This window comes from Microbacterium sp. 5K110 (assembly GCF_005774735.1).
In the GTDB taxonomy this organism is placed as follows: Bacteria; Actinomycetota; Actinomycetes; order Actinomycetales; family Microbacteriaceae; genus Microbacterium.
The window spans coordinates 1-7,947 of sequence record NZ_VBUM01000119.1 but is presented as its reverse complement, the minus strand read 5'-3'; the positions used below and the strand labels follow the sequence as shown (position 1 = coordinate 7,947).

General features: G+C 74.5%; 7 protein-coding genes. 1 reads left to right on the top strand and 6 read right to left on the bottom strand.

The genetic code is table 11. The features are described from left to right. From FE256_RS16885 to FE256_RS16865, 5 genes are all read right to left on the bottom strand, one after another. On the bottom strand, positions 1-1,193 hold a 1,193-nt coding region (locus FE256_RS16885), incomplete at its 3' end, for an amidohydrolase family protein (RefSeq protein ID WP_138177985.1). A 315-nt stretch (positions 1,194-1,508) separates the two neighbouring features. Then, positions 1,509-3,287, bottom strand: a complete 1,779-nt coding sequence (locus FE256_RS16880) for an ABC transporter permease subunit (protein ID WP_138177982.1) — start codon at positions 3,285-3,287, stop codon at positions 1,509-1,511. A 5-nt stretch (positions 3,288-3,292) separates the two neighbouring features. Continuing rightward, on the bottom strand, positions 3,293-4,816 hold the full coding sequence (locus FE256_RS16875) for an ABC transporter substrate-binding protein (protein ID WP_138177980.1): 1,524 nt from the start codon (positions 4,814-4,816) through the stop codon (positions 3,293-3,295). 50 nt (positions 4,817-4,866) lie between these two features. Next, positions 4,867-5,511, bottom strand: coding sequence for an ABC transporter ATP-binding protein (locus FE256_RS16870; RefSeq protein WP_138177978.1), 645 nt, complete (start codon positions 5,509-5,511; stop codon positions 4,867-4,869). After that, a complete protein-coding gene (locus FE256_RS16865; protein WP_252371072.1) occupies positions 5,508-6,149 on the bottom strand; it encodes an ATP-binding cassette domain-containing protein in 642 nt (213 codons plus the stop codon). Before FE256_RS16865 ends, FE256_RS16870 begins: the two co-directional genes overlap by 4 nt. Positions 6,150-6,182: 33 nt before the next feature. Here FE256_RS16865 and FE256_RS16860 point away from each other — a divergent pair, with 33 nt between their 5' ends. Then, positions 6,183-7,430, top strand: coding sequence for an MFS transporter (locus FE256_RS16860; RefSeq protein WP_171024396.1), 1,248 nt, complete (start codon positions 6,183-6,185; stop codon positions 7,428-7,430). Here the strand turns inward: FE256_RS16860 and FE256_RS16855 are convergent. Then, on the bottom strand, positions 7,391-7,947 hold a 557-nt coding region (locus tag FE256_RS16855), incomplete at its 5' end, for a glycosyltransferase family 4 protein (RefSeq protein WP_138177972.1). The genes FE256_RS16860 and FE256_RS16855 overlap by 40 nt on opposite strands.

Genomic DNA, 7,947 nt, shown 5'->3' with positions numbered 1-7,947 from the left:
GTCGTGCGGGCGACGACGCGTCCGCGGTGGAGGACGACGCGGTCGGCGGAGGCGAAGGCGACGGCCTCACCGAGCGAGTCGGCGCGGACGGCGACGAGGTCGGCGCGGGCGCCGGGGACCGGGCCGGCGAGGGGCAGGTTCATCACGTCGCGGGCGCCGGTGGTGACGGCCTCGACGGCGTCTTCGGGGGCGAGGTGCCCGGCGGCGACCAGCAACGAGGCGGTCTCGAGGTGGTCGCAGCGTCCCACGGGGTTGAACGGGTCGCGCACGTTGTCGGCGCCGGCGGCGACGCGGACGCCGGCCGCCTTGAGGCGCCCGATCGGCGCGATTCCGCGGGGCACCGCGTGAGCGGCATCCCACCCCTGCAGGTAGAGGTTGGTGATCGGCAGGGCGATGACGCCGATGTCGGCGGCGCGTACGGCCTCGGCGAGGGGGGCGAGATCTTCCGTGGGCATCATGCTGAGGCGGACGCAGTGCCCCGCGGTACGGGGACGGTGCCAGCCCGTGACGGCGCGGGCGTAGGCGGCGAGGGTGTCGGCACCGGCGAGGCTCTCGTCGGTGTGCAGGTCGAGTCCGACGTCGCGGCGCCGCGCGAGGGCGATGAGGCGCTCGAGGTCGGCGATCGGGTCGTCGGCGAGGTGCGGGGCGCCGCCGACCAGGTCGATGCCCGCGTCGAGCGCGGCCTCGAAGACCGCGTCGGGCACGGTCGGCCCGCCGAGCGCGACGAGCTCGATGTCCATGAGGCCGGCGAGTTCGTCCCGCAAGCGGACGAGGGCGCGGACTCCGGTCAGCGCGTCTTCTCCGCGCAGCAGGTCGACGTGGGTGCGGACGGCGGTGATCCCGGATGCCAGCATCCGCAGCGCCGTGGACCGCGCACGGTCGAGCGTGTCCTCCTCGTCGAGCGTCATCGCGAAGGCGTGCCAGCTCTCGATCGCGCGCTCGAGGTCGCCGAACGGCGGCCGGATGGCATCCCAGGACTGCGACTTGTCGAGGTGCGCGTGGGGTTCGGCGCCCGCCGCGGTGACGACGTAACCGGTGAGGTCGAGGGTCTCGCCGCTCGTCTCGGGCAGCGGGGAGCCGCTCGGGACCACAGCGACGACGGTGTCGCCGTCGATCGCGATGTCCACGAGCGCACCGGAAGCCAGTCGCGCGTTGTGGATCGCGGTGATCGAGACGGGTGGAGCGGCGGACACGAGGACCTCCGAAGAGTGAGGGGAAGGATGCCACGTCATCGAGGCGTGCCGTCGGGAGCGGCGTTCCAGTGTTGGTGTGACCAACATCTGCGGTGTTTCCGATGCTAGGAACCGGTCGTTTCCGCCGTATTTCCCGCTCGTGACCCTCTCGACAAACCTGGGACGCCCGGCGCCCGGTGTCGACTCCGCGCGCCGCGGGGTGCGGGCACCCTCAGCGATGCGCACAACCTCAGTTCCGTCCCCGGCTTTCGGACTGAGGTCGTGCACATCGCTGAGCCACCGCCGTCGGCCGCGCGATTCGACCGACGAGCAGCGTCACAGAGGCACGGACTCCACGGCGACGGGCGTCTCCTCGGCGGCGGGCGTCCGCCGCCCCTCGCGCCGCCGCGGCCGCAGCCCGGCCGCCGCGACCGCGAGCACCGACGTCGCCACGAGCGCGAACGCGGGAGCCACGGTCGTCCAGGGTGCCCGCTCGACGTAGTCGATGCCCTCCGACAGCAGCAGGCCCCACTCCGGCTGCGGCGGTTGCGCGCCGAGCCCGAGGAACCCGAGCGCGGCGAGGGCGAGGGCGACACCCGGCAGCCGCAGCATCCCATGCCGCAGGAGCGGCGGGATGACGGTCGGCACGACGTGCCGCGTCCAGATCTCGGTGCGCGACGCCCCCGACAGCGGCATCCATTTCACGTGCGGCGCCGCGAGAGCCTCGTCCAGGAGCGCGGCGGCGTGCGTCGTGAGCGGCGGCCACGTGACCCACAGCACGGCGAGCGCCGCCCCGCCCACCGAGGGGCCGAGCAGGGCCGCGACGATGACCCCCGCGAGGATCGGCGGGGTCGCGTTCGCGATCTCGGCGGGGCCGCGAGCGATCTCGCCCACGATCGCGAGCAGCAGCGCCACGACGATCGCGAGCAGCACGATGCCGAGCGAGGGCAGGAGCGTCCCGACGGTGCCGTGGGCGACGCGGGCCAGCAGGTCGCGGCCGCTCGCATCGGCCCCGAACGGCAGCGCGAGACTCGGCGGGCTCAGCCGCGCGTGCGCCAGGGCGTACGGGTCGCGCGGCAGGCCGGTCGCGAAGATGAGCAGCAGGATGCCGATCGCCACCGCCACCGTCACCCGTGCGGCGCGGCCGTCCCCGCGCGCTTCGGGAGGGGCGGCGAGGGCTCCCGGCGGCAGCGGTCCGCCGCGCAACGCCCGCCGGGCGGCCCCGGTGAGCAGCCCGACGGCCACCGCCGCGACCGCCATCAGCAGCACCCCGCCCTGCAGGGCGGGCAGGTCCTGCGCGTTGGCGGCGCCCAGCAGGTAGCGCCCGAGTCCGGGAATCGCGAAGACCTGTTCGACGGCGACCGCTCCGCCCAGCACGCCGATGATCACGAGGCCGGCCTGATCGACCACGGCGGCTCCCGCGCGGCGCAGGACGCCGGCCACGAGCACGCGGCGGGGTGCGCCGGCGAGCCGCCACACCTCGACCCACCGCTCCTCGGTGACCCCCGCGATCGCGTCGGCGAGCAGCCGCCCGAGCAGGCCGCCCGAGGGGATGCCGAGCGCCAGCGCCGGCAGGATCGCGGTGTCGAGTCCGCTCCAGCCGTACGGCGGCAGCCACCGCAGCTGGACGGCCACGACGACGAGCAGTGCGCTCGCGAGCAGGAACTCCGGGAGCGCCGTGAACGCGACGCCCACGGGCCCGGAGCCGCGGGAGGGTCGGTCCCGCACGATCCGGCCGATGGCGGGGGCGACGAGGGCCGCCGCCACCACGAGCGCCACGACCATCGAGAAGCCGGTGAGGGTGAGCGAGACGCCGAGAGCGTGCCATACGCCGGGGGCGATCTCCCCACCGCTCACCCAGGACCGGCCGAGGTCGCCCTGCAGCACGTTCGCCCACCAGCGCACGCTCGTCGCGATCGGGCCGCCCTCCAGGCCGAGCTCGGTGCGGATGGCATCCAGGGCTTCCGGGGTCGGCTCGAGCTCGGCGTATCTCGCGCGCAGGATGGATGCCGCGGGATCGCGCTGCGACAGCCAGGGCAGGGCCCCGGCGATCACGAGCAGCGCGATCCCGCTGAGCACGCGGGAGACGAGCCCGGCGATGTGGCTGTGGCGCACGGTCGTCAGTCCGCGAGGTGGGTCTTCGCGGTCACCAGCAGACGCTCGCGCGGATCGCGCGCCGCGTCGACGACCGACGTCGACTCGCCCTGGACGACGCGCTCGTGCAGCAGCGGCACGGCGGCATCCGTCGCCAGCACCCGGGCCTCGGCCGCCATCGTGGCGCGCTGACGGTCGGTGCCCGCCGCCGTCGCCGAGGCGGTGGACACGGCCCGGTCGACGTCGGCGGCGCAGAGCTGCGCGATCGAGAAGCCGCCCTCGCACGTGAAGTCCGACGCGAGGTACGCCACGGGGTCGCCCGAGTCGAGCACGGTCGCCCGCGACAGGATGAACGCGTCGAACTTCCCGTCGAGGGCGTCGGCCTCGATGAACTGGTACTCGCGCACGTCCTGCTGCACGACGAACCCTGCGGCCTCGAGCTGCTGCTCGAGGATCACCGCCACCTCGGGCAGCTCGGCGCGGTCGGTGAAGGTGCCGAGCGTGATCGGGATGCCGGACACCGCCGCCGCGGCGGGACGCGACGCCAACAGGTCGGTGTAGCCCGACTCGTCGCGGTAGTCCGCCGCCCACGTGAGCGCGGGGCCGAGCAGGCCTTCGGCCACGTCGGCGCGTCCCTCGTACACCGACGCCACGATCGCGGCGCGGTCGACGGCCGCGCGGGCCGCGGCGCGGACGGCCGGGTCGGCGAAGGGCCCGTTCGCGGTGTTCAGGTACAGCGTGTTGGTGCGGGGCATCGCGACCTCGTGCAGCAGGTTCTCGTCGATCGTCGCCGCCTGACCCGCGGGGATGGCCTCGACGATGTCGGCCGCTCCGGTGCGCAGGGCCGCCGCGCGCGCCGTCCCGTCCGGCACGAAGCGGACGTCGATGCCGGCAGCGAGGGCCGTGTCCCCCCAGTAGCCGTCGTAGCGGTCGAGGGTCGCGCCGACGATCCCGTCGACCGCGGTCAGCTCGAACGGCCCGGTCCCGGTGCCGACGGGGCTCACGCCGGTGTCGGTGTACGCGTCGTCGTCGAGGATCGCGAGCTGCGGGCTCGACAGCCGGTTCGGCAGCAGCGGGTCGGTCGTCCCGGTGGTCACCACGACGGCGTCCCCGTCGGCGACGACCGTCATGTCGACGCCGTTGAGGATGCGGGGCCGGGGACTCGCGTCGATCGCGTGCTGCAGCGCGTTCACGACGGAGTCGACCGTGAGGGCATCGCCGTTGTGGAAGGTCACCCCGGTGCGGATGTCGAAGCGCCACGTGGTGTCGTCGACCTGCTTCCACCCGGTGGCGAGAGCGGGCTCGGGGGTGCCGTCGGCGGCGAGGGTGACGAGCGTCTCGGCGGTCGACCAGCGCGACAGCTTGAACGCGTCGTCGCTCAGAGGGCTCAGGCCCGAGCGCGGCGGCTGCAGCATCGCGATCGAGATGCGCGCGTCGCCCCCCTCGGGAGCGGCCGACACGCCGGGTGAGAAGCACCCGCTCAGCAGGGGCAGCGCCGCGGGGACGAGGGCGAGGGCGAACAGGCGGTGGCGGCGCGGATATGCCGTCATGGTGGTTCCTTTCGGATGGAGGGTCGGGGGCGCTGCCGGGCAGCGCGGGATCACGCCGAGGGCGCGATCAGCGTCAGGGTGCGGTCGCAGCGTGCGGCGACGGCGGGGTCGTGCGTGACCAGGAGCAGTGCGGTCTCGGTCGAGCGGGCGAGGTCGACGAGGGCCTGTGACACGGCCGCGGTCCGAGAGGGGTCGAGGGCGCTGGTCGGTTCGTCGGCGACGAGGACCGCCGGGTCGACCGCGAGGGCGCGCGTGATCGCCGCGCGCTGCGCCTGCCCACCCGACACCTCCGACGGGCGCTGGTCGAGCAGGGAGCGATCGAGGTCGGCGAGCTCCGACGCCCGGTCGATGCGCCGGTCGACGTCGTGGCCGTCGGTGAGGCGGCGGACGGCGTCGGCGATCGAGCGGCGCAGCGTCCACCGCGGGACGAAGGCCGCCGCGGCATCCTGGGGCACCCCCTGCACGAGGTGGCGGTGGGCGCGCCCGGCGGGCCAGGCGCGTCCGGCCACGGTGACGGATCCGGATGCCGCGGCCCGCAGGCCCAGCACGATCTCGGCGAGCGTCGACTTGCCGGCCCCCGACCGGCCGACGACCGCGAGGGAGTGTCCGGGGGCGATGTCGAACGAGGTGGGGGAGAGGACCGGGCGGCCGCGCCCGTAGGCGGCGGTGACGGCCTCGACGACGAGGGCGCTCACGCCGCCACCAGCGCCCCGTCGGCCACCCGGATCCGAGCGGCGCCGAGTCGGTCGGCCACGGTCTCGTCATGCGTCGAGACGACGAGGGCCTGGTCGGTTCCGATCACGGTGGAGAAGAGGTCGAGCACGCGGTCGCGCGTGTCGTGGTCGAGGGCGCTCGTGGGTTCGTCGGCGAGCACGAGAGGAGCGCGCGAGAGCACCGCGAGGGCGATCGCGGCGCGCTGCGCCTGGCCGCCCGACAGCTCGGCGGGTCGCCGCCGGGCCGCGCGCGGATCGCCGAGGCCCACCGCCGCGAGCACCTCGCGCACGCGCTCCGCGGAGGTACGGGTGACGGTGCGCAGCTGCGTGCCCAGGGGGATGAGGGGGTGCAGGGCGTCCAGGCCGCGCTGCGGAACCATCGCGACACGCTCCGCGGCGGTGTCGCGCCGCCCGCTCGCGCTCAGGCCCGCGGCCAGGCGGCCGGAGAGCAGCCGGAGCAGCACGGTCTTGCCCGCCCCCGAGGGGCCGGTGACGGCGATGCGATCCCCCACGCGTACGGTGAGATGGTCCACGCGCAGCAGAACACGGCCGTCACCGGCCCGCACGACGGAGTCGGTGAGGGAGACGACCGGGGGGAGCGACGCGGGACCACTGTGCATAATGAGAATCATTCTCACCTATCCCGGAGTCCTGTGCCAAACCCGCCTGCCCGCACGCCCGTCCTGCTCGGGACGCAGTTGCTGTTCAACGTCGGCTTCTACGCCGTCGTGCCCTTCCTCGCGCTCGTCCTCACCGAGGATTTCGGGCTCGCCGCCGTCGCGGTCGGACTCGTCCTCGGGGTGCGCACGTTCATGCAGCAGGGCATGTTCCTCATCGGAGGGGTGCTCGCCGATCGCTTCGGCCCCCGCCGCGTCATCCTCTTCGGCTGCGCCGTACGCATCGCCGGTTTCGCGACGCTCGCGGGCTCGCTCCTGACCCCTGCGCCGGTCCTCGCGCTGTTCGTGCTCGGAACCGTGCTCACCGGCCTCGGCGGCGCGCTCTTCTCGCCCGGGCTCAACATCCTCATCGCGGAAGCCGAGGCTCGCCGTCCCGCTCCCGGCCCCCGCTCGCGGGCGTCGTTGTTCGCGTGGCTGAGCGTCACGGGTGAGCTCGGTGCCGTGATCGGCCCGCTCGTGGGTGCTGCGCTCCTGGGATGGGGGTTCGTCGTTGTGGCGCTGGGCGGAGCGGCGTTCTTCCTCGCGATCGGGGTGTTCCTCGCGGTCGCACTCCCGAGCACCCTCGCGGACCGTTCCGTCGACCGGCCACCCGGCCGGTGGTGGTCGCTGCGCGACCGCCGGTTCGTCGGCTTCTCGGCGCTGCACGCCGCCGACCTGCTGGCCTACAACCAGCTCTACCTCGCGCTGCCCCTGCAGCTGGCCCGGGTCCCGGATGCCGCGGCGGCGACCGCAGCGATGTTCGCCGGCGTCTCGGTGCTGACGCTCACGCTCCAGCTCCCGGTATCGAGGTGGGCCGCGCGCGTCGGGCCGGCGGTGGCGCTCCGGATCGGGTACGTGCTCTCGGCCGCGGGGTTCGCGGTCCTGGCCGTCGGCGTGTCGCTGCCGCTCGACGACGCCGCGCGCGTGGTGGCCGTCTTCGTCACCGCGGCGCTCGTGATCCTCGGACACATGACGACCCACCCGACGGCGCTCACGCTCGCTCCCCGCTTCGCCGCCGGGCGACCGACCGGGTCGTTCTTCGGCCTGCTCGCCACGTGTGGCGGGATCGCGGTGCTCCTGGGCAACCTCGTCGTCGGCGCGCTGTTCGCGTGGACGGCCGTTCCGAGCGCCGCGTGGCTGTTCCTCGCGGTGCCGCTCGTGGTCGCCGCGGCGATGGCGCCGCGATTGCTTCCGCGGACGGTCGATCAGGCTCCGGTCTCGAAAGCCACTCGCGCGACGCGGTAGACCTCGTCGACGCGCTCGACGTGCCGGTCGAAGTCGAGCGCGTCGGCGCTCGCGGCCGCTCCCGCGGTGACCGTCCGCCGCAGCTCCGCGTCGGTCGCGAGACGCCGGAGCGCGTCGGCGAACCCCGAAGGCGTGGCATCCCTCGAGACGGCGCCGTTCTCGCCGTCGACGATCAGGTCGCCGGCGGCCTCGGGGGTGGCGACGACGGGGCAGCCCAGCAGCAGGCTCTCGGCGATCACCAGACCGAACGTCTCGGGCCAGAGCGAGGGGAAGACCAGCGCGGTCGCCGAACGGATCAGCGCGCCCTTGGCCTCGGCATCCACCCACCCGACGTAACGGACGGTGTCGCTCTCGGCCGCCTCGACCCGGGGGCGTTCGGGACCGTCGCCCGCGATCACGAGGTCGGCGTCGAGCCGTGCCTCGGCCCACGCGCGCAGCAGCAGGTCGATGCCCTTGGGCTTCTGCAGTTTGCCGAGGAAGACGAACCGGGGGCGGTGCGGGGGAGTCCCCTCCGCGG